The 22,129-nt window shown below is 63.4% G+C and carries 19 protein-coding genes and 4 tRNA genes; 17 read left to right on the forward strand and 6 right to left on the reverse strand.

From position 1 onward, the window contains the following. Nucleotides 1-63: 63 nt before the first annotated feature. From IM733_RS01945 to puuE, 5 genes are all read right to left on the reverse strand, one after another. Nucleotides 64-1,419, reverse strand: coding sequence for a nucleobase:cation symporter-2 family protein (locus IM733_RS01945; RefSeq protein WP_248919303.1), 1,356 nt, complete (start codon nt 1,417-1,419; stop codon nt 64-66). A gap of 152 nt (nt 1,420-1,571) precedes the next feature. Then, nucleotides 1,572-2,891: a urate hydroxylase PuuD gene (locus IM733_RS01950; RefSeq protein ID WP_248919304.1), complete on the reverse strand. Its 1,320-nt coding sequence runs from the start codon at nt 2,889-2,891 to the stop codon at nt 1,572-1,574. Between the two features lie 45 nt (nt 2,892-2,936). Next, nucleotides 2,937-3,440: an ureidoglycolate lyase gene (locus IM733_RS01955; protein ID WP_248919305.1), complete on the reverse strand. Its 504-nt coding sequence runs from the start codon at nt 3,438-3,440 to the stop codon at nt 2,937-2,939. A gap of 102 nt (nt 3,441-3,542) precedes the next feature. Beyond that, nucleotides 3,543-4,058 carry a 2-oxo-4-hydroxy-4-carboxy-5-ureidoimidazoline decarboxylase gene (gene uraD, locus IM733_RS01960; RefSeq protein ID WP_248919306.1) on the reverse strand — a complete coding sequence of 172 codons (516 nt, stop codon included), beginning with the start codon at nt 4,056-4,058 and terminating at the stop codon, nt 3,543-3,545. Continuing rightward, nucleotides 4,058-4,984, reverse strand: a complete 927-nt coding sequence (puuE, locus tag IM733_RS01965; RefSeq protein ID WP_248919307.1) for an allantoinase PuuE — start codon at nt 4,982-4,984, stop codon at nt 4,058-4,060. The genes uraD and puuE overlap by 1 nt, the downstream gene beginning before the upstream one ends. Before the next feature lie 400 nt (nt 4,985-5,384). On the opposite strand from puuE, the gene uraH reads away from it, so the two are divergent. From uraH to IM733_RS02050, 17 genes are all read left to right on the forward strand, one after another. After that, nucleotides 5,385-5,738: a hydroxyisourate hydrolase gene (uraH, locus tag IM733_RS01970; RefSeq protein ID WP_248919308.1), complete on the forward strand. Its 354-nt coding sequence runs from the start codon at nt 5,385-5,387 to the stop codon at nt 5,736-5,738. Between the two features lie 356 nt (nt 5,739-6,094). After that, nucleotides 6,095-7,099, forward strand: a complete 1,005-nt coding sequence (locus IM733_RS01975; protein WP_248919309.1) for an aspartate-semialdehyde dehydrogenase — start codon at nt 6,095-6,097, stop codon at nt 7,097-7,099. 71 nt (nt 7,100-7,170) lie between these two features. Beyond that, on the forward strand, nt 7,171-9,852 hold the full coding sequence (locus tag IM733_RS01980; protein WP_248919310.1) for a FimV/HubP family polar landmark protein: 2,682 nt from the start codon (nt 7,171-7,173) through the stop codon (nt 9,850-9,852). 150 nt (nt 9,853-10,002) lie between these two features. Further along, on the forward strand, nt 10,003-10,857 hold the full coding sequence (gene truA / locus IM733_RS01985) for a tRNA pseudouridine(38-40) synthase TruA (RefSeq protein WP_248919311.1): 855 nt from the start codon (nt 10,003-10,005) through the stop codon (nt 10,855-10,857). Between the two features lie 60 nt (nt 10,858-10,917). Further along, nucleotides 10,918-11,538 carry a phosphoribosylanthranilate isomerase gene (locus IM733_RS01990; protein WP_248919312.1) on the forward strand — a complete coding sequence of 207 codons (621 nt, stop codon included), beginning with the start codon at nt 10,918-10,920 and terminating at the stop codon, nt 11,536-11,538. A 228-nt stretch (nt 11,539-11,766) separates the two neighbouring features. Further along, nucleotides 11,767-12,660, forward strand: a complete 894-nt coding sequence (gene accD / locus IM733_RS01995; protein ID WP_011532951.1) for an acetyl-CoA carboxylase, carboxyltransferase subunit beta — start codon at nt 11,767-11,769, stop codon at nt 12,658-12,660. After that, complete coding sequence (gene folC, locus IM733_RS02000; RefSeq protein ID WP_248919313.1) at nt 12,660-13,967, forward strand: bifunctional tetrahydrofolate synthase/dihydrofolate synthase; 1,308 nt, start codon at nt 12,660-12,662, stop codon at nt 13,965-13,967. The genes accD and folC overlap by 1 nt, the downstream gene beginning before the upstream one ends. Beyond that, entirely contained in the window at nt 13,951-14,631 is a 681-nt protein-coding gene (locus IM733_RS02005; RefSeq protein ID WP_248919314.1) for an SPOR domain-containing protein, read from the forward strand. Before folC ends, IM733_RS02005 begins: the two co-directional genes overlap by 17 nt. Before the next feature lie 258 nt (nt 14,632-14,889). Continuing rightward, nucleotides 14,890-15,444 carry a CvpA family protein gene (locus IM733_RS02010; protein ID WP_011532954.1) on the forward strand — a complete coding sequence of 185 codons (555 nt, stop codon included), beginning with the start codon at nt 14,890-14,892 and terminating at the stop codon, nt 15,442-15,444. A 42-nt stretch (nt 15,445-15,486) separates the two neighbouring features. Then, on the forward strand, nt 15,487-16,992 hold the full coding sequence (purF, locus tag IM733_RS02015; protein ID WP_248919315.1) for an amidophosphoribosyltransferase: 1,506 nt from the start codon (nt 15,487-15,489) through the stop codon (nt 16,990-16,992). A 15-nt stretch (nt 16,993-17,007) separates the two neighbouring features. Next, nucleotides 17,008-18,219 (forward strand): O-succinylhomoserine sulfhydrylase, encoded by a 1,212-nt coding sequence (locus tag IM733_RS02020; RefSeq protein WP_248919316.1) that lies wholly within the window; start codon nt 17,008-17,010, stop codon nt 18,217-18,219. After that, nucleotides 18,216-18,989 carry an SDR family oxidoreductase gene (locus tag IM733_RS02025; protein WP_248919317.1) on the forward strand — a complete coding sequence of 258 codons (774 nt, stop codon included), beginning with the start codon at nt 18,216-18,218 and terminating at the stop codon, nt 18,987-18,989. The genes IM733_RS02020 and IM733_RS02025 overlap by 4 nt, the downstream gene beginning before the upstream one ends. Nucleotides 18,990-19,244: 255 nt before the next feature. Next, nucleotides 19,245-19,320 (forward strand) — tRNA-Val (locus tag IM733_RS02030). Between the two features lie 81 nt (nt 19,321-19,401). Then, nucleotides 19,402-19,478 (forward strand) — tRNA-Asp (locus IM733_RS02035). Nucleotides 19,479-19,561: 83 nt separating this feature from the next. Then, nucleotides 19,562-19,638 (forward strand) — tRNA-Asp (locus IM733_RS02040). Between the two features lie 136 nt (nt 19,639-19,774). Next, nucleotides 19,775-19,851: transfer RNA gene (locus IM733_RS02045), tRNA-Asp, on the forward strand. 196 nt (nt 19,852-20,047) lie between these two features. Then, nucleotides 20,048-20,857, forward strand: coding sequence for a DUF2242 domain-containing protein (locus IM733_RS02050; RefSeq protein ID WP_248919318.1), 810 nt, complete (start codon nt 20,048-20,050; stop codon nt 20,855-20,857). 230 nt (nt 20,858-21,087) lie between these two features. Here the strand turns inward: IM733_RS02050 and IM733_RS02055 are convergent, their stop codons facing one another. Beyond that, a complete protein-coding gene (locus IM733_RS02055) occupies nt 21,088-22,128 on the reverse strand; it encodes an AraC family transcriptional regulator (protein ID WP_248919319.1) in 1,041 nt (346 codons plus the stop codon). Nucleotide 22,129: the final 1 nt, after the last annotated feature.

Raw genomic sequence — 22,129 nt, forward strand, 5'->3', positions numbered from 1 at the left:
CGACGGTCAAGCGGTTGCTGCTTGTCGGATGTTGGGGCGGCACTTGAGTGCCGCCCCGGTCACTCAATGCGGGTGACAGGCTTCGTTGTGCACGGCGCGCTCGGCGCCGCCGAGGATGTTGAACAACAGGTTCAGCACCAGTGCGCTGAGGGTGGCCATGGCGATGCCGCTGTGGGTGATGGGCTCCATCCACTGTGGCATCTGTGCGAAGAACTCCGGACGGACCACAGGGATCAGGCCGAAGCCGACACTGACTGCGACCAGCAGCTGGTTGCGACGGTCGGAGATGTCCGCCTCCTGGAGGATCTTGATCCCGGTGGCGGTGACCATGCCGAACATGGCGATGGACGCGCCACCCAGGACTGCGGGCGGGATCGAGGCAATCAGGAAGGCCGCCTTGGGCAGCAGGCTGAGCAGGATCAGCAGGGCGCCGGCCATGACGGTGACGTAGCGGCAGCGCACCCCGGTCATCTGCACCAGCCCGATGTTCTGGGCGAACGAGGAGTGGGTGAAGGTGTTGAAAAAGCCGGCGATGAACGACGCGCCAGCGTCGCACAGCAGGCCACGACGCAGCATCCCAGGCGTTACTTCACGGTCGGTCACCTTGCCCAGGGCGAGGAACATGCCGGTGGACTCGACGAAGATAATCACCACCACCAGGCACATCGACAGGATCGGTGCCAGGCTGAAGGTCGGCATGCCGAAGTGCAGGGGGGTGACCACCTGCAGCCACGGTGCCTCGCTCAGGCCCGACAGGTCGACCATGCCGATGGAGCCGGCGAGCACGTAGCCCAGGCCCATGCCCACCAGTACCGACACATTGACCCAGAAACCGCGCATGAAGCGGTTGATCAACAGGATCACCGCCAGCACCAGGCCGGCCACCATCAGGTAGATCGGCGCGCCGAAGGCCTGCGCTTCTTGGCCGCCACCGGCCCAGTTGACCGCTACCGGGAACAGCGACAAGCCAATGGAGGTGATGACCGTGCCGGTCACCAGCGGCGGGAAGAAACGCACGACCTTGGACATGAACGGCGCGATCAGCATGCCGAAGAAGCCGGCCGCGATGGTCGCGCCGAAGATCCCCTGCAAACCGACGCCAGGCATGCCGGCCATGGCCACCATGCTGCCGACCGCCGCGAAGCTGGCGCCCATCATGACGGGCATGCGGATGCCCACGGGGCCGATACCGAAGGATTGGATGATGGTGGCAACGCCAGCGACCAGCAGGTCGGCGTTGATCAGGAAGGCGACTTCTTCGCGGGACAGGCCCGCCGCCTGGCCGATGATCAGGGGCACCGCGATGGCGCCACCGTACATCAGCAGAACGTGTTGCAGACCCACCAGGATCAGTTGGAACAAGGGCAGGGGCTGTCGCGGCGGCGCAACGGGGATGTACGCCTTGCGTGACTCGGACATGCAGCACCTCGAGTTTTGTTTTTATTCTCGGATCCAAGCGTCGGCCTTCGGCGGCGGGCCCTGCAGGAAAGCCCTGGGTGCCGCCGAAGTCCTAGCTCGATGCTTGCAACGTACTACTTACAGCTTGACGTCTTGAAAACGGGGTGTCGCGATCAGTTGACCCGCGCACCAGCGGCGATCCAGTCGCCGACCAGCTTGCGTTCTTCGACGGTCATCTGAGTGATGTTGCCCAGCGGCATGATCTGGCTGGCGACAGCCTGCGCCTGGATGCGCGCGGCCTGGGCCTGGATCTGCTGTGGGGTATCGAACATCACGCCGGCCGGGGCGGCGCTGAACAGTGGGCTGGTCGGTTTGGCCGAATGGCACACGGTGCAGCGTTCCTGGATGACGTCGTGGATTTTGTCGAAGCTGCCAGTGGCCGCTTGGGCCGTGGCCTGGACGGGTTGCGCGGCAGGTGCCTCGGCAGGCTTGGCGGCTTCCTCGGCGCGCAGTTCGGCAGCGGTCTTGCCACCCACGGCGGTAGCCGGCAGCGGCTGGTACTCGACCTTCGCGGCAGCCTGCTCAGGGGCGGTTGGCAGCGGTTTCGGACCGGTCACGTAGGCCAGGCAGATCATCGCCAGGGCACCGACAGGCAGGGTCCATGCGTATTTGTTGCTGTCGTGGCGGGTGTTGAAGTAGTGACGGATCAGTACCGCGGCCACTGCGATCCCGGCCAGGATCAGCCAGTTGTACTGGCTGCCGTAGGTGCTCGGGAAGTGGTTGCTGATCATGATGAACAGCACCGGCAGGGTGAAGTAGTTGTTATGGCGCGAACGCAGCAGGCCCTTGGCCGGCAGTACCGGGTCCGGGGTCTGGTTGTTCTCGATGGCCGCCACCAGTTGGCGCTGGGCCGGCATGATGATGCGGAACACGTTACCCACCATGATGGTGCCGATGATCGCGCCGGTGTGCAGGTAGGCGCCGCGGCCGCTGAACACCAGGCTGAAGCCCCAGCAGGCGGCGATGATCAGCACGAACAGCACGGCGCCGAGCAGGGCCGGCTTCTTGCCCAGGGGCGAGTCGCAGAGGAAGTCGTAGATGAACCAGCCGGCAATCAGCGAGCCGATACCGATAGCCACGCCCTCGGCACCGCTCAGGGTGCTGCCCGGTGCCAGCAGGTAAAGCGCAGGGTTCCAGTAGAACACCACGCACAGCAGGGCAATACCGGACATCCAGGTGAAGTAGGCCTCCCATTTGAACCAGTGCAGGTTCTCGGGCATTTTCGGGGGCGCCAGCTTGTATTTTTCCAGGTGGTAGATGCCGCCACCGTGGATGGCCCAGAGGTCACCCGACAACCCATCGCGCGGGTTGCTTCGGTTCAGGTGGTTCTCCAGCCAGACAAAATAGAACGATGCACCGATCCAGGCCACGCCGGTGATCATGTGAACCCAGCGAATGCTCAGGTTCAGCCATTCGTGAAGGTGTGCTTCCACAGTATGTACCTCTCGCCAGTCACCCTTTTGATGACCGACCCTTTCTTATTGGTGGGGATTGAGGACCAACATCTGTTCCTCGGGGAAGTAATGCTCATCGCAGTTGTTGCCGGAACCACTGCGATCAACCACCAGGAAGTCATCCCGCTTTTCGATCGTCAGCACCGGGTGGTGCCAGACGCCGCGATGGTAATTAATGCCCTGCCTGCCATTACTGCGGAAGGCTCGGACCAAGCCTGATACAGGTGCATCGCCAACGGGCGCGACCACGATCAGAAAGGGGTTGCCGAGCAGCGGGATGAAAGCCTGGCTGCCCAGCGGATGGCGTTCCAGCATGCGCACGGTCAACGGCATCTCCAGCGCGTCGGCGCGGAAGATGCTGATGATCGCCTTGTCCTCGGGCTCGGCGGTCTCGACCGTGGCGAGCTTGTGGAAGCGCATGGTCGAGCCGTTGTTGATCATGAAGTGGTCGCTGCCATCGGTTTCGATCACGTCACCGAACGGGGCGAAGGCTTCTTTGGTCAGGGGCTCGATCATCAGGGTGCGCATGCGGTTATCTCTTCTGTGTTCGTTGTTCTTGAAATAGGGTGGGCTGTCTTGCCCCGGCAGGCCCTGGGTGTCATGCACTCGGGCCAGGCCGGGCGACTGCCCTCAAAGCTGCAGCAGGCGGAACAGCGCGATCAGGTTGATCTGCGCCAGGGCTTCCTTGAATTCGGTGTCTTTGTCGTTGTGGATGCGCTTTTCGAAGGCGGCGAGGATCTGGTGCCGGTTGCTGCCCTTGACCGCCATGATGAACGGGAACTGGAACTTGGCCTTGTACGCATCGTTCAGCGCGGTGAAACGAGCGAACTCTTCGGCGGTGCACTGGTGGATGCCGGCACCGGCTTGCTCGTTGGTGCTCGACTCGGTCAGCTCACCCTGGATGGCGGCTTTGCCGGCGAGGTCCGGGTGCGCGTTGATCAGTGCCAGCTGGTCCGCCTGGTTGGCGCTGAGCAGGATGTCGCTCATGCGCTGGTGCAGCGCCTCGATCTCGTCCAGCTCGGCCAGTTGCCCCAGGTCATGGGCTTTTTCGGCGACCCACGGCGAGTGCTCGTAGATATCGGCGAAAGCCTCGACGAAGGCGGCGCGGTCCAGGGTGGAGGGCTTGAGGGTGTTGAAAGCGGTCATCAGGCGTTCTCTTTCTTGTACGGGTGGGTGGCGTGCCAGTGGCGGGCGATATCCACGCGACGGGCGAACCAGACCTGCTCGTGGCTCTTGGCGTAGTCGACGAAACGCTTGAGCGCGGCCAGGCGCGCCGGGCGGCCGACCAGGCGGCAGTGAAGGCCGATCGACAGCATTTTCGGGGCGTCGGCACCTTCGGCGTAGAGCACGTCGAAGGCGTCTTTCAGGTATTGGTAGAACTGCTCGCCGCAGTTGAAGCCCTGTACCTGGGTGAAGCGCATGTCGTTGGTGTCCAGGGTGTAGGGGATCACCAAGTGTGGCTTGCCGGTCGGGTTGTTCGGCTCCCAGTAGGGCAGGTCGTCGTCGTAGGTGTCGCTGTCGTAGAGGAAGCCGCCTTCCTCCATCACCAGGCGTCGAGTGTTCGGGCCGGTGCGACCGGTGTACCAGCCCAGCGGGCGTTCGCCGGTGATCTCGGTGAGAATGCGGATGGCTTCGAGCATGTGCTCGCGCTCCTGCGCCTCGTCCATGTTCTGGTAGTCGATCCAGCGGTAGCCGTGGCTGCAGATCTCATGGCCCGCCTGGGCCATGGCACGGATCACGTCGGGGTGGCGCTGGGCGGCCATGGCCACGGCGAAGATGGTCAGCGGCACGCCGCTGTCCTTGAACAGCTTGAGCAGGCGCCAGACGCCGGCGCGGCTGCCGTACTCGTAGAGCGACTCCATGCTCATGTTGCGCTGGCCCTGGAGCGGTTGGGCGGCGACCATTTCGGAGAGGAAGGCTTCGGATTCCTTGTCGCCGTGCAGGATGTTGCGCTCGCCACCTTCCTCGTAGTTGAGCACGAAGGACAGTGCAATGCGGGCATTCCCCGGCCATTGCGGATGAGGTGGGTTGTTGCCGTAACCGATCAGGTCGCGAGGGTAGTCAGCGCTCACTGCAGTCTTCCTTCTTGTACGTGAATGCGGGTGGTGGGCGGGCCGCGTCGGGATGTCGCACCACCGGATGGGCTGATTGTATACAACTTATCAATTCTTTTGTAAGTCTGTTTTTCCGCATTTCTTCCCATTTGTCGCCTTGGAATGGCTTGCAAGAAACTTGCCCGTTTGGTCAGTTAATGACAGGGGCGTCTTTACCCGGCCTGAGTTTGCGACTGCTGGGCCTTATATAAGAGGGTGAGCGTGGGTCAGTCGGCGGTCAGGCGGGTTGGCTCAAAAAATTGTGTACAATTTATCGCTAAACTGTCTTAATGGCGCCATTCCCGCGCACCGTTGGCCTTGCCGCCCGGTAGGTGCCGTGTATTTTTTGCCCACGCATACGACAAGAGGCGACTAGCAAATGGGACGTTTGACCACACACGTACTGGATGCCGCTCACGGCTGCCCGGGCAGCTCGATCAAGGTCGAGCTGTACCGTGTCGAAGACCAGCAGCTGGAGCTGCTGAACACCGCCCTGACCAACAGCGATGGCCGCGTCGACGCGCCGCTGCTGCAGGGTGAGGATTATCGTACCGGCGTGTACCAACTGCAGTTCAGCGCGGGCGACTACTACCGTGCCCGCGGTGTGAAACTGCCGGGTACCGCGTTCCTCGACGTTGTCGTGTTGCGCTTTGGTATCGACCAGAACCAAGAGCACTACCACGTGCCGCTGCTGATCTCGCCGTACAGTTACTCGACCTATCGTGGAAGCTAGTTGGTCGCTAGAAGAATCTTCGTAGGTCCTTGCCCGCTCTCACACTGGCGGGCTTTTTTTTGCCTGGGTATCTCTTCTTTGTGGCCAAGCCTTTCAAGGTGTTCGACGTCAGAGGTGCAGCGCGTATGAGACCGAGCGCCGCCCGCGCGGCGCTCGGTCTCAATACCGCTACGGCTTCCCGGCGAACACCTTGAAAGCGCTGCGTTGTATGTCATCTTCGTCTCAAGGGCCCAGCAAATTCCCCTCGGCAGCAATCAATGCTGCTCGCTTCACCAGAAACCTCTTCCGGGTACCCAGCGCCCTACAATCCAAGTAAAGTGCCGCCCCCCGCCGTACCCGCAGAAGGAACCGAAGCCATGACCACCCCCCTAGACATCGCCGTCGTCGGCGCCACCGGCACCGTCGGTGAAACCCTCGTGCAGATCCTCGAGGAGCTGGCATTCCCGGTGGCCACCTTGCACCTGCTGGCCAGCATGGAATCAGCCGGCAGCAACGTCATGTTCGCCGGCAAGAAACTGCGGGTGCGCGAAGTGGACAGTTTCGATTTCACTCAGGTAAAGCTGGCGTTCTTCGCCGCCAGCTCGGCAGTCAGCCGCAGCTTCGCACCGAAGGCGCAAGCAGCCGGTTGCGCTGTCATCGATCTGTCGGGTGCCCTGGAAGGTGCCAGGGCAGTGGTTCCCGAAGCGAATGGCGAGCGGGTGGCGGACCTGGCGATGCCAGCGCTGATCACCAGCCCCAGCTCGGGTGCCGTGGCCCTGGCCGTGGCGTTGGCACCGCTGAAGGCGTTGCTGGATATCGAGCGGGTACAGGTAAACGCCTGCCTGGCCGTGTCGGCGCAGGGCAGGGAAGCGGTCAACGAGCTGGCGCGGCAGACCGCCGAACTGCTCAACGCTCGGCCATTGGAGCCGCGTTTCTTCGACCGCCAAGTGGCGTTCAATGTGTTGCCGCAGGTGGGGGCGCACGACGAGCAAGGCTATACGGCTGTCGAGCGACGCCTGGTGACCGAACTGCGCCAATTGCTGGGCATGCCCCAACTGAAGATTTCCGTGACCTGCATTCAAGTCCCGGTGTTTTTCGGCGATAGCTTCAGTGTGGCGGTGCAGAGCCGTCGTCCGGTCGACCTGGACGCGGTCAACGCGGCGCTGGAGACGGCCGACGGCCTCGAACTGGTCGAGCCAGGCGACTATCCGACCCCGGTGGGTGACGCAGTGGGCCAGGACGTGGTCTATGTTGGTCGTGTACGCCGTGGCGTCGACGAGGATGAGCAGCTCAACCTCTGGCTGACCACCGACAATGTGCGCAAGGGCGCGGCGCTGAACGCCGTGCAGGTGGCGCAATTGTTGATTAAACACATGGCGTAAAAGATACTGCGAGCAATTTTGTCCTACACCGCGACTGGGTTTTCGGGACCGTTCATACAAGGGAAGAGTTCATGCTTCGAATTCGCAAACTGGTTCTGGCCATCGCGGCAGCCTCGGCGCTGTCGTCCGGCGTGGCGAATGCCCTGGGGTTGGGGGAGCTGACCCTCAAGTCGGCGCAGAACCAGCCGTTGGATGCCGAGATCGAACTGCTCGATGTGCGCGACCTTACCGCCGCGGAAATGGCGCCCAGCCTGGCGTCGCCGGAAGATTTCGCCAAGGCCGGGGTGCCGCTGCCGGCCTACCTCGAAGACCTCACCTTCACACCGGTGCTCACCCCCAACGGCAAGAGTGTGCTGCGGGTCACCTCCAGCAAGCCGTTGCCGGAGCCGGTGGTCAAGTTCCTGGTCCAGGTCATGTGGCCACAGGGGCGCTTGCTGCGCGACTACAGCGTGCTGCTCGACCAGGCGCAGGCCCAGGGTAGCCAGCCGACCCAGGCCAACATCAACCCGGCGGTGAGCGCGGGCAGCTACACCACCAAGCGCCGTGACACGCTCTGGCAGATCGCCGCGCGCAACACCCATGGCGGTTCGGTCCAGCAGACCATGCTGGCAATCCAGGCGTTGAACCCCGATGCTTTCATCGGTAACAACATCAACCAGCTCAAGATTGGGCAAGTCCTGCGCCTGCCCGACCAGCAGCAGATCCAGAACATTCCCCGCCCAGAGGCCAACCGCGAAGTCGCCGAGCAGTACGCCGCCTGGCGCGAGGGGCGTCGCCTGGGGCCGCGTGCCCGCCAGCTGGATGCCACCCGTCGTGGCGAGGCTGGTGCCGCGCCTGCGCGTATCGCCCAGGGCGATAACCTGCGCCTGGTCTCCCCAGGCGGCAAGGGGGCTGCCGGTGAAACCAAGGCGCTCAACGACAAGCTGGCCGTTGCCCAGGAAAGCCTCGACACCAGTCGTCGCGACAACGACGAGCTCAAGAGCCGCATGGTCGACCTGCAGAGCCAGTTGGACAAGCTGCAGCGTCTGATCCAGCTGAAGAACGACCAGTTGGCACGCCTCGAGGCGCAGGGCGCAGCGCAGCCTGAACTGCCCGCCGCCTTGCCCGGCGAGCCAGCCCCGGCACCGGCTCAGCCAGCGGTCAACGCCCAGTTGACCCCAGCCGAGCCAGTGGTGACCCCGGCACCTGCCGCAGTCGATACCGCCCCCGCGCCAGCGCCGGTCGACGAGGCCCCGGTCGCCGAAGAACCGGGCATGCTCGACCAGTTGCTGGGTAACCCGCTGCTGCTGGGGCTGGTTGCCGGGTCCGCGTTCCTGGTCTTGCTGCTGTTGCTGTTGCTCCTGGCACGCAAACGCAAGGCTCAGCAGGAAGCCGAGAAGCACCTGCGCATGGCTCGGGCGTTGTCTGAGGAAGGCGAGCGTGGTCCGGACCTGGACCTGCCGCCAAGCAGTTTCGAAGGGCTGGACGTTTCGGCGCCCAGCGTAACCCTGTCGCCTGCCGTCGTGGCCGCTTCGGCCGCTGCCGCCACCGCTGCGGAGAAGCCGCTGCCGGCGGTCGCGACCGAGCCAGCCCGGGATCCGCGTGCTGCGTTGTTCGCCGAGGTCGATGAAAGCATCGCGCGTGGCCGCCTCAACCATGCCGCCGATCTGCTCGAGGCTGCCGTGGCGTCAGAGCCGCAGCGCAGTGACCTGCGCCTGAAATTGATGGAAGTCTATGCCCGCCAGGGTGACCAGACCGCTTTCGCCGATCAGGAGCGCAAACTGGCGCCCAGCGACACCAGCCAGGCCGAGGTCGCCTCGCTCAAGGAGCGTTATCCCGGCATGCTCGGGGTTGCGGCCGTAGCCGCAGGCGCTGCTGGCGCGGCAGCTCTGGCCGCGGAGCTGGACGAGCAGTACGTCCAGGAACTGCTGCAGGACCAGGAGCCGCCAGCGCCGGTGGTAGAGCCCGAGCCAGAGCCGCTGGTTGAGCCTGCTCCGGAGCCTGAGCCCGCTGCGTCGCTCGAACCCGAGTTGGAATCCGAACTGTCACAGGCGCCCGAACAGGATGACCTCGATAGCGCCTTCGACCTGAGCCTGGGCGACGATCTGCCGGCCGACGAGCCGCTCGACCTGCCGGTGCTGGACGATACCGCTCCACTGGAAGCCGTGCTCGAAGCTGAAGCTGAAGCGGCGCCGGTCGCCGAGACCGATGCCGACGATGACTTCGAGGCGTTGCTGGCACAGGCGCAGGCTCAGCCGGAGCCGCAGAGCGTCGACGACCTCGCCGAATTTGACCTCGACGTCGGTGAACCTGCTGCCCCGGCCAGCACCGAGGAAGCACCGGTGGACGTGGCGGCCGAACTCGCGGCTTTCGACGCCATTCCGGAATTCGACCCGATCTCCGAGCTGGAGCTGCCGGACGACTTCGACCTGTCGCTGTCCCTGGACGACGACTCGCCGGCGGCGAAGAATTTCGCTTCGGAGCTGGATGACGTCAACGCCGAGCTCGATAAGCTGTCGCAGAATCTCGAGTCGCCGTCGCTGGAGCCGCAGTTCACTGCCGAGGACGCGGCCCAGGAGCCTGCGCCGCTGGACGACCTGGACTTCGACTTCTTCTCCGGTGCCGACGAAGTGGCCACCAAGCTCGACCTGGCCCGCGCCTACATCGACATGGGTGACCACCAGGGCGCCCGCGACATCCTCGACGAGGTGGTCAAGGATGGCGATGACAGCCAGCGCCAGGAAGCCAACGAGATGCTCTCGCGCCTGGTCTGACGCAGCGTTACACATCGCGGGGCAAGGCCGCTCCCGCCGGTCTCTTTCGGAGGCAGGCGGGGCAGCGGGCTTGCCCCGCGATCATTTCGGCCCTTGCGTGGTTTGCCGGTATACTGCCCGCCTTTCGTTTCATCATCAGGTTTACCGCTCTTGGACATCATCGACAGCGCCGCCACCGAATCGGCGGCCGAAGGCTACACCCGCATCGCCCTGGGCGTGGAATACAAGGGCTCGCGCTATCGCGGCTGGCAGCGCCAGGCCAGTGGCGTGCCCAGTGTTCAGCAGGCCCTGGAGCAAGCACTGTCGAAGGTAGCCAACGAGCCGATCTCGGTGGTGTGCGCGGGTCGCACCGATGCCGGTGTGCACGGTTGCGGGCAGATCGTGCATTTCGACACCCGCGCGGTGCGCGACGAACGCGCCTGGACCCTGGGCACCAACTTCAACCTGCCCCACGACATCAGCGTGGTCTGGTCCGCGCCCATGCCGGCGCATTTCCACGCCCGCTTCAAGGCCACGGCGCGGCGCTACCGCTATGTGATCTACAACGATCCCATTCGCCCGGCACATCTGGCCGAAGAGGTGACCTGGAACCACCGGCCATTGGATGTGGCGCGCATGGCCGAGGCTGCGCAGTATTTGCTCGGCACCCATGACTTCAGCGCCTTCCGCGCCAGCCAGTGCCAGGCCAAGTCGCCGATCAAGCATATCCATCACCTGCGCGTCACCCGGCACGGCCAGATGATCGTGCTGGATGTACGCGCCACCGCGTTCCTGCATCACATGGTGCGCAACATCGCCGGCGTGCTGATGACCATCGGTGCCGGCGAGCGGCCGGTGGAGTGGGCTCGCGAGGTGCTGGAGGGGCGAAACCGTCGGGAAGGCGGGGTGACGGCCCACCCGTACGGCCTGTACCTGGTCCAGGTGGAGTACCCGCAAGAGTACGCATTGCCACAGCGTTACATCGGCCCACACTTTCTTACCGGCTACGAGGCCCTGGCAGACTGACGGGTCAAAAGCCATTTGCTAACATCGGGCCTTTCGCCGATCACTCAAGGTTCGTCCTCCATGAACAACGTGCGCAGCAAGATCTGCGGGATTACCCGCTTAGAGGACGCCCTGGCGGCTGTCGCGGCCGGTGCCGATGCCATCGGCTTCGTCTTCTATGCGAAGAGCCCGCGCGCGGTGGATGTGCGCCAGGCTCGGGCAATCATCTCGCAACTGCCGCCGTTCGTGACCACCGTGGGGCTGTTCGTCAATGCCAGCCGTTGCGAGCTCAACGAGATCCTCGAAGTGGTTCCGCTGGACCTGCTACAGTTCCACGGCGATGAAACCCCGGCCGACTGCGAGGGGTATCACCGGCCCTGGATCAAGGCCCTGCGCGTGCGCCCCGGTGACGATCTGGAGGCTGCTTGCAAACACTACGCCGGTGCCAGCGGCATCCTGTTGGACGCCTATGTAGCGGGTGTGCCGGGAGGAACCGGAGAGTCCTTCGACTGGTCATTGATTCCGCAGCGCCTGAGCAAACCGATCATTCTTGCCGGAGGCCTGTCGGCCGACAATGTCGCCGAGGCCATCCGCCAGGTGCGTCCGTATGCGGTGGATGTCAGTGGCGGTGTGGAACAGCAAAAGGGCATCAAGGACGCCGCGAAGATCGAGGCTTTCATGCGTGCGGTGAGGCAGGCGTGAGGGCGGATGTGACGGCTGGCCGCGCGCCATCGTCCATAGCTTTCGCAGCCCGATGCTGCCAGGCCATGAGGCCGGCCCAGGCATCGGCGTAAAAAAATTGGAGATGGGGTGGTGCGTGGCGAACCCATGGCCGGCCTGTCGTCGTTTCACAGCAGAATTTGAGCTCAAGGGCAGGGGTGGGGCCGGTAAGTCCAGGCCCGCCGCCCGCCGATACTGGAGAGAGAAAGCATGAGCAACTGGTTGGTAGACAAACTGATCCCTTCGATCATGCGTTCCGAGGTGAAGAAGAGTTCGGTGCCCGAAGGCCTGTGGCACAAGTGCCCGTCCTGCGAAGCCGTGCTGTACCGCCCGGAGCTGGAAAAGACCCTCGACGTCTGCCCCAAGTGCAACCACCACATGCGCATCGGCGCACGTGCGCGCATCGACATCTTCCTCGACAAGGACGGCCGCGCCGAGCTGGGCGCCGACCTGGAGCCAGTCGACCGCCTGAAGTTCCGTGACGGCAAGAAATACAAGGACCGCCTGACCGCCGCCCAGAAACAGACCGGCGAGAAAGATGCGCTGATCTCCATGAGCGGCAACCTGATGGGCCTGCCGGTCGTGGTCAGCGCCTTCGAGTTCTCCTTCATGGGCGGCTCGATGGGCGCCATCGTCGGTGAGCGCTTCGTACGCGCTGCCAACTACGCCTTGGAAAACCGCTGCCCAATGATCTGCTTCTCCGCCTCCGGTGGCGCGCGCATGCAGGAAGCGCTGATCTCGCTGATGCAGATGGCCAAGACCTCCGCCGTGCTGGCGCGCCTGCGCGAAGAAGGCATTCCGTTCATCTCGGTGCTGACCGATCCGGTCTACGGCGGTGTCTCCGCCAGCTTGGCCATGCTTGGCGACGTGATCGTCGGTGAGCCCAAGGCGCTGATCGGCTTCGCCGGCCCGCGCGTGATCGAACAGACCGTGCGCGAGAAACTGCCAGAAGGCTTCCAGCGCAGCGAGTTCCTGCTGGAACACGGTGCCATCGATCTGATCATCTCCCGTGACGAACTGCGTCCGCGCCTGGCTCGCCTGTTGGCGCAGATGACCGGCCAGCCCACGCCGGAAGCCGCCAAAGAAGTCGCTGCGGTCGCGTGATGAGCCAGCGTTCCCTGGGCGACTGGCTCGCCTACCTCGAGCAGCTGCATCCTTCGGCCATCGACATGGGGCTGGAGCGCTCGCAGCAGGTGCTTGCGGGCCTGGGCCTGGGCAAGCTGGCGCCTCGCGTGGTGACGGTCACTGGCACCAATGGCAAGGGTTCGACCTGCGCCTTCGTGGCTACGCTGCTGCGCGCCCAGGGGCTCAAGGTGGGGGTTTACAGTTCGCCACATCTGCTGCGCTACAACGAGCGTGTGCTTATCGACGGTGTCGAGGCTGGCGATGAGCAGTTGTGCGAGGCCTTCACCGCTGTCGAGGCGGCGCGTGGCGAGATTTCGCTGACCTATTTCGAGATGGGGACCCTCGCGGCGTTTTGGCTGTTCAAGCAGTCCGAGCTGGATGCCGTGGTGCTTGAAGTCGGCCTGGGTGGCCGACTGGACGCGGTCAACCTGGTGGATGCCGATGTTTCACTGGTTACCAGCATCGGTGTCGATCATGCCGATTACCTGGGTGATACCCGTGAGTCGGTTGCCTTCGAAAAGGCCGGCATCTTCCGTCAGGGCAAGCCTGCGTTGTGTGGTGATCTCGATCCGCCGCAACCCTTGCTTGAAAGGGCGCGTGAGTTGGCTTGCCCGTTTTTCCTGAGGGGTCGAGATTTCGACCTGGTCAGCACCGACAATCACTGGCAATGGCGCGGCAGCCGGCCGGACGGCTCCGTCGTCGAGCTGCGTGACCTGCCGCTGCTCGACCTGCCCATGGAAAACGCGGCGCTCGCCCTGCAGGCCTTCTTGCTCATGGATGTATCTTGGGACGAGGCGCGGGTGCGCCAGGCATTGCTGGATACCCGCATCACTGGCCGTCTCGACAGGCGAGTGCTGCACTTTGCCGGTCGGCGCGTGGAACTGTTGCTGGATGTTGGCCACAACCCGCATGCTGCGCAATACTTGGCGCGCCGCCTGGCGGCGCGGCCTGTAAAAGGGCGACGCCTGGCAGTCTTCGGCCTGCTTGCCGACAAAGACCTGGGCGGTGTGCTTGCGCCATTGCACGGGCTGGTCGATGGCTGGGCGGTCGCCCCCCTGGCCACGCCGCGCAGCCGTCCGGCCGCAGAACTGGTCGATGCCTTGACGAACCTCGGTGCGTCGGTGAAGTCTTACACCTGCGTCGATGCGGCCTTGGAAGGGCAGTGTGCGCAGGCGACGGCGGATGATCAGGTCCTGCTGTTCGGTTCGTTTTTCTGCGTCGGCGAGGCCCTGGCCTGGCTTGAACGTCAGGCCCTCGAGGATGGAGTAGATGGCAGTGCTGGATAAAGGGATGAAGCAGCGCATGGTGGGTGCGCTGGTGCTGGTGGCGCTGGCGGTGATCTTCCTGCCGATGTTGTTCACCCGTGAGGACGAGATGCGCCAGGTGCGTGTCGAGGCGCCGGAGGCGCCGGCCATGCCAAGCCTGCCCCAGGTGCAGGTCGAGCCTGTGGCGGTGCCGGAGCCACAGCCGTTGCCGGACCCTGGCGAGCAGCCACCCATGGTAGTCAATGAGTCCACGGCGCCGGTGACTGCGCCAAGCCAGCCGATCGCTCCCGCGCCAGCCGTGCCGGCAGTTCAGCCCAAGCCACAAACGCCGGTGCCGACACCCGCGGTGCCGAAGGTCGAGCCTCGCCCGGCGCCTGCACCGACGGTGGCGCCTGCTGTGTCGGTGGCCAAGCCTGCCGCGCCATCGAAGATCGATGCCAACGGCCTGCCGGTGAGCTGGTCGATCCAGCTGGCCAGCCTGTCGAATCGGGCTGGGGCCGAAAACCTGCAGAAGACCCTCCGTAGCAAGGGCTACAACGCCTACATCCGTTCGGCGGATGGCATGAACCGGGTATTCGTCGGGCCGTTGATCGAGCGGGCGGAAGCCGAGCGCTTGCGCGATGTGATCAATCGCCAGCAGAACCTCAAAGGCATCGTGGTGCGTTTCCAGCCGGAGCGCGGTTAGCAACTGTCGCTTTGATCCATTGATCTTTTGCGAATTCTAGTAGGAGCGGCTTTAGCCGCGATCATCCGCGAAACGGGTGCCCGGCACCGCGTTGCCTGCATCGCGGCTAAAGCCGCTCCTGCAGAGAATGCTGCATTTTCAAACCTGCAAAGCTGTCCCTGGAGTCAGCCTGCAGCCCTTCAAACTCCTGACATTCCGCTTACCCCAAGCCCTTCGCTCTGGTAAAATGCGCCGCCTCAAACGTCGGCAGGCAGCACCGTGGCATTTACCTGGGTTGATTGGGCGATCATCGCGATCGTCGCCATTTCCTCACTGATCAGTCTCAAGCGCGGCTTCGTCAAGGAGGCCTTGTCCCTGCTCATCTGGATTGTCGCCGGCGCGGTGGCCTGGATGTTCGGCGGCTCGCTCTCGCAGTATCTGGAAAGCTATATCCAGACTCCGTCCGCGCGGGTCATCGCCGGCTGTGCCATTCTTTTCGTCGCCACGCTTCTGGTCGGGGCGATGCTCAACTTCCTCATTGGCGAGCTGATTCGCGTGACAGGTTTGTCCGGCACCGATCGCTTCCTCGGCATGGCCTTTGGCGCCGCGCGCGGGGGCTTGCTGGTGGTGGTGGCCGTCGGGCTGCTCAGCCTGGGGCCGGTGCAACAGGATCCGTGGTGGCAGGAATCGCGCCTGATACCACAATTTCTATTGGTAGCCGATTGGTCGAAGAACCTCATACTCGGGTTTGGCGGCCAGTGGATGTCCAGTGGGGTCAGCGCACCCGTTGACCTTCCGTTCAAGGAGCAGCTGCTCGGGCCGAGCAAGCCCTGAGCGCTCTTCACTCAAGTTTCATCAAAGTAGGGGTTGCGTCGCATGTGTGGCATCGTCGGTATCGTCGGTAAGTCGAACGTCAATCAGGCGCTGTATGACGCGCTTACGGTCCTCCAGCACCGCGGCCAGGACGCTGCCGGTATCGTGACCAGCCATGACGGCCGGTTGTTCCTGCGCAAGGATAACGGCCTGGTGCGCGACGTTTTCCAGCAGCGCCACATGCAGCGCCTGGTCGGCAGCATCGGTATCGGTCACGTGCGCTATCCGACCGCCGGTAGCTCCACCTCGGCCGAGGCCCAGCCGTTCTACGTCAACTCGCCCTATGGCATCACCCTGGCGCACAACGGCAACCTGACCAACGTCGAGCAGTTGGCCAAGGAGATCTACGAGTCCGACCTGCGCCACGTCAACACCAACTCCGACTCCGAAGTGCTGCTGAACGTGTTCGCCCACGAGCTGGCCGTGCGCGGCAAGCTGCAACCCACCGAAGAGGACGTGTTCGCCGCGGTCTCTCATGTGCACAGCCGTTGCGTGGGTGGTTATGCCGTGGTGGCGATGATCACCGGCTACGGGATCGTCGGCTTCCGCGACCCTAACGGTATCCGCCCAGTGGTCTTCGGCCAGCGTCATACCGACGAAGGCGTCGAGTACATGATCGCCTCGGAAAGCGTCGCCCTGGACGTGCTCGGCTTCACCCTGATCCGCGACCTGGCACCAGGCGAAGCGGTGTACATCACCGAAGAAGGCCAGATGTTCACCAAGCAGTGCGCCGAGAACCCGAAGCTTCAGCCGTGCATCTTCGAGCATGTGTACCTGGCCCGCCCGGACTCGATCATCGACGGCGTTTCGGTGTACAAGGCGCGCCTGCGCATGGGCGAGAAGCTGGCCGAGAAGATCCAGCGCGAACGCCCGGAACACGACATCGACGTGGTCATCCCGATCCCCGACACCAGCCGCACTGCCGCACTGGAGTTGGCCAACCACCTAGGCGTCAAGTTCCGCGAAGGCTTCGTCAAGAACCGCTACATCGGCCGTACCTTCATCATGCCCGGCCAGGCCGCGCGCAAAAAATCGGTGCGCCAGAAGCTCAACGCCATCGAGCTGGAATTCCGCGGCAAGAACGTGATGCTGGTGGACGACTCGATCGTGCGCGGCACCACCTGCAAGCAGATCATCCAGATGGCCCGCGAAGCCGGCGCCAAGAACGTCTATTTCTGTTCCGCAGCCCCTGCGGTGCGCTACCCCAACGTCTACGGCATCGACATGCCGAGCGCTCACGAACTGATCGCCCACAACCGTACCACCGAACAGGTGGCCGAGTTGATCGGCGCCGACTGGCTGGTCTACCAGGACCTGCCGGACCTGATCGAATCGGTCGGTGGCGGCAAGATCAAGATCGAGCACTTCGATTGCGCGGTGTTCAACGGTGAGTACGTCACCGGCGACATCGACGAAGCCTACCTCGATCGCATCGAGCAGGCCCGTAACGACCTGGCCAAGGTGAAAACCCAGGCCGTCAGCGCGATCATCGACCTCTACAACAACTGATTTGGGAGCGACGGCATGACCGAACAATGGGATGCCGGTCGACTGGACAGTGACCTCGAGGGTGTCGGTTTCGACACCCTGGCGGTGCGCGCCGGTCAGAACCGCACGCCGGAGGCCGAGCACAGCGAAGCGCTGTTCCTGACCTCCAGTTACGTCTTCCGCACAGCCGCCGACGCCGCTGCGCGCTTTGCCGGCGAAACGCCAGGCAACGTCTATTCGCGTTACACCAACCCGACTGTGCGCGCCTTCGAAGAGCGCCTGGCGGCGATGGAAGGTGCCGAGCAGGCCGTGGCTACCTCCACCGGCATGTCGGCGCTGCTCGCCGTGGTGATGTCGCTGTGCAGTGCCGGTGACCATGTGTTGGTGTCGCAAAGTGTATTTGGCTCGACCATCAGTCTGTTCGAGAAGTACTTCAAGCGTTTCGGTGTGCAGGTGGACTATGTGCCGCTGGCCGACCTGGGCGGCTGGGAGCAGGCCATCAGAACCAACACCAAGCTGCTGGTCGTCGAGTCGCCATCCAACCCGCTGGCCGAGCTGGTGGATATCCCGGCGCTGGCTGAAATTGCCCATGCCCGTGGTGCCATGCTGGTGGTGGACAACTGCTTCAGCACGCCGGCGTTGCAGCAGCCGCTCAAGCTTGGCGCCGACATCGTGTTCCATTCCGCTACCAAGTTCATCGACGGCCAGGGCCGTTGCATGGGGGGTGTGGTGGCTGGGCGTAGCGAGCAGATGAAGGAAGTCGTGGGCTTCTTGCGCACCGCCGGCCCGACCCTCAGCCCGTTCAATGCCTGGATTTTCACCAAGGGCCTGGAAACGCTCAAACTGCGCATGCGTGCGCACTGCGAGAGCGCCCAGGCGCTGGCTGAATGGCTGGAGTGCCAGGACGGGGTGGAGAAGGTGCATTACGCCGGCTTGCCCAGCCACCCGCAGCACGAACTGGCCAAGCGTCAGATGAGCGGCTTTGGTGCAGTGGTCAGCTTCGAGGTCAAGGGGGGCAAGGAGGGCGCCTGGCGCTTTATCGATGCCACTCGGGTCATCTCGATCACCACTAACCTGGGTGACAGCAAGACCACCATCGCTCACCCCGCGACCACCTCCCACGGCCGCCTGACGCCGCAGGAGCGCGAAGCGGCGGGCATCCGTGACAGCCTGATCCGCGTTGCCGTCGGTCTGGAAGACGTGGCCGACCTGCAAGCGGACCTGGCGCGCGGCCTGGCGGCGCTGTGATCGACTGGAAGGCCGGCGAGCCCGACCACAACGGTCGGGTGGCCCTGGTGACCGGTGCCGCGCGCGGCATCGGCCTGGGCATTGCCGCCTGGTTGATTTGCGAAGGCTGGCAGGTGGTGCTCAGCGACCTGGACCGCCAGCGTGGCGCCAAGGTTGCGAAAGCCTTGGGTGAAAACGCCTGGTTCATCTGCATGGATGTGGCCGATGAAGCCCAGGTCAGTGCCGGGGTTTCCGAAGTGTTGGGGCAGTTTGGTCGGTTGGATGCGCTGGTCAGCAACGCGGCCATCGCCAACCCGCACAACCAGACACTGGAAAGCCTGTCGCTGGCCCAGTGGAACCGTGTGCTGGCGGTCAACCTCAATGGTCCGATGCTGCTTGCCAAGCACTGTGCGCCTTACCTGCGTGCCCACGGTGGCGCCATCGTCAACTTGACCTCCACCCGTGCCCGGCAGTCCGAGCCGGATACTGAAGCCTATGCGGCAAGCAAGGGTGGCCTGATGGCGTTGACCCATGCCCTGGCCATGAGCCTGGGGCCTGAGATTCGCGTCAATGCCGTCAGCCCGGGCTGGATCGATGCTCGTGATCCATCGCAACGACGAGCGGAACCGTTGAGCGAAGCCGACCACGCCCAGCATCCGACAGGCAGGGTAGGGACGGTGGAGGATGTTGCGGCGCTGGTGGCGTGGTTGCTGTCGCGTCAGGCGGGGTTCGTCACTGGCCAGGAGTTCGTGGTCGATGGCGGCATGACGCGCAAGATGATCTACGCATGAGCTGATAAGTTTGACACCGATGAAAGGGACCGAGAGGTCCCTTTCTTGTTTTGTCCATGTGGACCTGTTCGCCGGCAAGCCAGTACTGACTGATCCACCGCCGAGTTGCCGGCTAACAGGGTCATGTAGCGTCTGGATCGGCAAACCGCTTTTTTGCCCTTTTTGAAAAAAATTCAATGGGGGTATTGACTTAGCATCGGTACCTGCGTAAATTTCGCGGCCTCAGCGAAGCAAACGCAACAAGCAACATCGCGGGGGTGATTAGCTCAGCCGGGAGAGCATCTGCCTTACAAGCAGAGGGTCGGCGGTTCGATCCCGTCATCACCCACCACTTCCTGAGAACGTTTCTAGTTCTGAGTGTTTTGTATAAAGCACGCAGGCAGAGAGAGACAGGACGCAAGTCCAGCTATGCGCGGCGGTAGTTCAGTCGGTTAGAATACCGGCCTGTCACGCCGGGGGTCGCGGGTTCGAGTCCCGTCCGCCGCGCCATTATTCTCCAGATGGGTGTTCGCACCGGTCTGAGGCCGCAAGGCCAGATCCCAGTTTCAATCAGGCGCAAGCCTGAACGATACGCAGCGGTAGTTCAGTCGGTTAGAATACCGGCCTGTCACGCCGGGGGTCGCGGGTTCGAGTCCCGTCCGCTGCGCCATCTTCGCTTCGAGTCCCTTGAACAGCTCGATGCAAAACGAAAAGAGAAAATGCTCTTTTTTCGTTCCTGGCTTTCGCGCCATGAGCGCTTGAAAGCCTGGATCCCAGTTTCAATCGGGTGCAAGCCCGAATGTTACGCAGCGGTAGTTCAGTCGGTTAGAATACCGGCCTGTCACGCCGGGGGTCGCGGGTTCGAGTCCCGTCCGCTGCGCCATATTCGCCTCGAGGTCCCTTGAACACCTTGAGGCAACAAGAAAGCGACCTTAGGGTCGCTTTTTTCGTTTCTGCCTCATGAGAGGCTACGGGTCATCAAATACACCCAATTGACACAGTCTTCACCGATCAATGGTTTCAGCAGGTGATCGATGTGATGCACAATACGCCCCATTCGTATCTTCCCGGAATTGGCAATGTCTAGATCAACCGTCTATGGCGCGCTCGGGCTGGCCCTTGTGCTGGCGGGCGTCTCCGGCTGCTCCTCGAAAAAAGCCGCTGTCTACGAGCATGAGAACTTCGATGACTCCGGCACCTTTTCCCGCAGCTTCCCGGTCAGTGAGGCAAGTACCTGCGAAGCTGCCAGGCGCGCGCTGCTCAGCCAGGGCTACATCATCACCAGCAGTGACGCCAACCAGGTAGCCGGCAACAAGAGCTTCCAGCAGAACGCCGAAAACCACATGCAGATCAGCTTCAACATCACCTGCGTGCCCGATATGGGCGACAAGCAGCGTTCAACCATGTTCGCCAACGCCCTGCAGGACCGCTACACCCTGAAGAAATCCAACACCTCCGCCAGCCTGGGTGTGGGTGTGCTGGGCTCGGTGTCGATGCCGATCGGCTCCACCGATGATTCGATGGTCAAGGTCGCCAGCGAAACGGTGACCGCGTCGCAGTTTTACGATCGCTACTTCGCGTTGGTAGAAAGCTACTTGCCCAAACCCAAGGCCACAAAGAAGGCCGAGGCAGCGGTTGAGCCGGCCAAGGTCGAAAAGCCAGCTGCGGAGCTGGGCTTGCCGGAGCCTGCGCCGACTGCGCTGGCGCCCGCAGCGGCTCCGGAGCCGGCAGCGCCTGCCCAGTCGGCTGCGCCGGTGACAGCTAGCGAAGCCCCGGCGACCCCGGTAGTGGATAGCCAAGGCTCCCAGCCGGTCACGCCACCGGTGGAGGCTGCTCCGATCCAGGTGCAGCAAACACCGGGCGCCGAACAGGCACCGGCACCGTTGTGACAGTGGTCACTCACTGTTACAGCTTGCGTAAGTAATGTTCCGGGCGCCTGCTACGTTTACTTGTCACGGGGATGTAGCCATTCCTTCATCTGGCCGAACTAAATTGACGGCAGACCAGCGAATGATGAGTGAAGAGGAAGCAGGCTGATGGACGACTACCAGGAAGAACTTCTCGAATTCCAGGCGTACGAACTGGACACTCCAGAGCCCGCGGATGACGCTACCGAGCTCTAGCCCACCTGCCGCTGAAGGCGGCGAAACTCTCCCGGTGTAAGGCCCGTCCAGCGCTTGAACGCGCGCTGGAAGGCCTCCGCCGAAGCAAACCCCAATAGATAGGCGATTTCGCCAAAGGCCAGCTCCGTGTCACGGATGTAGGTCTCGGCAAGGTCCTGTCGTGTGTCATTGAGCAAGCTACGAAAGCGCGTGCCTTCTTCAGCCAACTTGCGCCGTAAGGTCCAGGTGGGCAGTTGCAGGTGCCGTGCCACTTCCTCCAGGTCCGGCTCGCGTCCACCGTTGAGCAAGGGACCCAGCAGGTGGGTGATGCGTTCGCCCAGGCTGCGTACTCGGGTGCGCAGGGCCAGTTCCGCTTCACACAGTTGCAACAGGTGCTGCCAGGTGCTCGGACAATGGTGCGGGTTGACCAGGGCAAGAGTGGCCTGGCCCAGGCGCAACTGATTGACCGGGGCGCCGAACAGTACAGGGCCATTGCACAAGCTTTGGTATTGCGCAGCGTAAGTGGGCGGCTCGAACTCGATCTCCAGCCGCTCGGCTTGCACCGGGCGCTGCACAAGGGCGCTCAGTTGCGCCAGCCAGCCGGCCAGTAACGAGTCGACCACGAAGCGGTTGTAGGTGTTGTAGGGGCTGATGGAGTAGAAGCGTAGCCAGGCGCCCTGATTGTCTTCATGAAAGCTCGACTGGCCACGGTAGTTGGCGGCATACAGTGGCTCGAAGCGCAGCAGCGTGCGGGCAGCTTCGCCGAGGGTGGGGGCCTGGGCGGCGGCCACTCCAGCGAGCCCGGCCTGGGCCAGGTGACTCAGGCGGCCCATGCGCAGGCCCAGTGCCGATTCGCCACTCATCGCGATGGCGGCATGGCCCAGATGCATGTAGCGCGGGATCGACAATCGCGCGCCTGGTTCGGCCAGGCGCTGAATATCAAGCCCATAGCGCAGCAAGAGGGGCTGTGGGTCATGCCCGAGTTGCGTCAGTGCCTGAGCCAGTGGTTGGACGAACCCTACCGACAGTTCACCCAGGCGCACGCGGGGACGAGGCATG

It is taken from the genome of Pseudomonas entomophila (assembly GCF_023277925.1).
GTDB classification, from domain to species: domain Bacteria; phylum Pseudomonadota; class Gammaproteobacteria; order Pseudomonadales; family Pseudomonadaceae; genus Aquipseudomonas; species Aquipseudomonas entomophila_D.

Excerpts from the sequence above, each read along its gene's own strand:
- purF (WP_248919315.1), top strand. The coding sequence starts at position 15,487 with ATGTGTGGCATCGTCGGTATCGTCGGTAAGTCGAACGTCAATCAGGCG.
- IM733_RS01990 (WP_248919312.1), top strand. The coding sequence starts at position 10,918 with ATGAACAACGTGCGCAGCAAGATCTGCGGGATTACCCGCTTAGAGGAC.
- IM733_RS01945 (WP_248919303.1), bottom strand. The coding sequence starts at position 1,419 with ATGTCCGAGTCACGCAAGGCGTACATCCCCGTTGCGCCGCCGCGACAG.
- IM733_RS01980 (WP_248919310.1), top strand. The coding sequence starts at position 7,171 with ATGCTTCGAATTCGCAAACTGGTTCTGGCCATCGCGGCAGCCTCGGCG.
- uraH (WP_248919308.1), top strand. The coding sequence starts at position 5,385 with ATGGGACGTTTGACCACACACGTACTGGATGCCGCTCACGGCTGCCCG.
- accD (WP_011532951.1), top strand. The coding sequence starts at position 11,767 with ATGAGCAACTGGTTGGTAGACAAACTGATCCCTTCGATCATGCGTTCC.
- folC (WP_248919313.1), top strand. The coding sequence starts at position 12,660 with ATGAGCCAGCGTTCCCTGGGCGACTGGCTCGCCTACCTCGAGCAGCTG.
- IM733_RS02005 (WP_248919314.1), top strand. The coding sequence starts at position 13,951 with ATGGCAGTGCTGGATAAAGGGATGAAGCAGCGCATGGTGGGTGCGCTG.
- uraD (WP_248919306.1), bottom strand. The coding sequence starts at position 4,058 with ATGACCGCTTTCAACACCCTCAAGCCCTCCACCCTGGACCGCGCCGCC.
- IM733_RS02020 (WP_248919316.1), top strand. The coding sequence starts at position 17,008 with ATGACCGAACAATGGGATGCCGGTCGACTGGACAGTGACCTCGAGGGT.
- IM733_RS02050 (WP_248919318.1), top strand. The coding sequence starts at position 20,048 with ATGTCTAGATCAACCGTCTATGGCGCGCTCGGGCTGGCCCTTGTGCTG.
- IM733_RS01975 (WP_248919309.1), top strand. The coding sequence starts at position 6,095 with ATGACCACCCCCCTAGACATCGCCGTCGTCGGCGCCACCGGCACCGTC.
- IM733_RS02055 (WP_248919319.1), bottom strand. The coding sequence starts at position 22,128 with ATGCCTCGTCCCCGCGTGCGCCTGGGTGAACTGTCGGTAGGGTTCGTC.
- IM733_RS01955 (WP_248919305.1), bottom strand. The coding sequence starts at position 3,440 with ATGCGCACCCTGATGATCGAGCCCCTGACCAAAGAAGCCTTCGCCCCG.